Below are 1,409 nucleotides of genomic sequence, written 5' to 3'. Positions count from 1 at the left end.
TGTGCCTGTTGCACAACTTCAATCAAATATACTTAAAAAGGGTGGACTGCAGCTTAAACCGCATTTATATTGTTGTAAATAGTTGAAAAACAGTTGTATATGCAGAATATTTTTTCTAATTTTAATTATGCAGGGAAAGAAAAAATTCACACCGAAGATCTTCTATCAGCTCAGTCTGGACGCCTTGGTGCCGGAAGATAATTTCTACAGGAAAATCCAGTCTGAACTCGGTTTGGATTTTCTCTACAAAGCCACCAGAAACTATTACGGGAAAGAAGGTCAGGCCAGCATTGATCCCGTGGTTTTCTTTAAGATCCTGCTGGTAGGCTATCTCAACAACATCAACAGTGACCGGGCTTTACTGCGGTATTGCAGCAACAGCCTGGATGTGCGCCTCTTTCTGGGGTATGACCTGGACGAGGAACTTCCCTGGCATTCCACGCTGAGCCGTACACGGCAGCTTTTTGGTGAGGAACTTTTTCTGGAGCTCTTCAGGAAAGTCCTTTCGCTTTGTGTGGAGAAAGGAATGGTGCGGGGCAAACGGCAGGCCGTAGACTCTGCCTTCATCAAAGCCAATGCAAGCATGGACTCTTTGGTAGAAAAAGAAGTTCTGGAAGACGCTTCGGCGTTCGTGGATGAGCTGGAAGAAAACAGCGAATACAAAGTCACTACTGAAAGGAAAAAACTTGTAGACCGGCACCACGCCTGGAAAGAGAAGGAATGCAAAGGCATGCCGGGCAACACAAAAAAAGTTCGCTATGATGAAGACGGAGAAGAAATTCGCCCCAAATATTTGAGCAATCACACCCACTACAGCCCAACCGATCCCGATGCCAAAATCTCTGTAAAACCCGGCAAAGCACGCCAGCTGAACTATTCCGGACAGCTCGCTGTAGACGATGCTCACCACGTTATTACCGGTGCCTGCGCCAGCACCTCGGGCAGCAAAGATTCGGTGATTTTTCCTGAAATAATGAACCAGACGCTTGAAAATCTTTCATTGAACCAAATGCAGACCGAAGAAGTGCTTGCAGATGCAGGCTACAGCAGCGGCGAGTCTTTAAAGTACTGCAAAGAAAGAGGCATCAATGCCTAATTACGAACTTTATTTTTGTTCTTCTGCGGTGTTCGTGAATGCTGCGCATTTCCCAACTTCGGCCAATACAAGCCCGAGCGGGAAGGGTTTGAATTTGTAAAAGGAGAAAGTGAAGAAGAAGAGTATTACTGCTGCACCCAAAAAGGCGGGAACCATGCCATTTTACCCTTCAAAAAAATCCTGACCGACAGCAAGGGTTACCGAAAGAAGAGTTATCGCAGCAGCGAGCGCGCCTGTAGTGACTGCCCGCTGAGAGCGGAGTGTTGCGGCAAGGTCACGAAGTTCAAGAAGATAGAAGACAGCATCCACAAAC

1 protein-coding gene is annotated in these 1,409 nt (G+C 46.8%); it reads left to right on the top strand.

Annotated elements, in window-relative coordinates:
* Positions 1-127: 127 nt before the first annotated feature.
* Entirely contained in the window at positions 128-1,096 is a 969-nt protein-coding gene (locus tag P0M11_RS13270; RefSeq protein WP_275626092.1) for a transposase, read from the top strand.
* Positions 1,097-1,409 lie beyond the last annotated feature (313 nt).

It is taken from the genome of Kaistella sp. PBT33-4 (assembly GCF_029194425.1).
Classification (GTDB): Bacteria; Bacteroidota; Bacteroidia; order Flavobacteriales; family Weeksellaceae; genus Marnyiella.
This window is presented reverse-complemented; position numbering and strand designations above follow the sequence as displayed.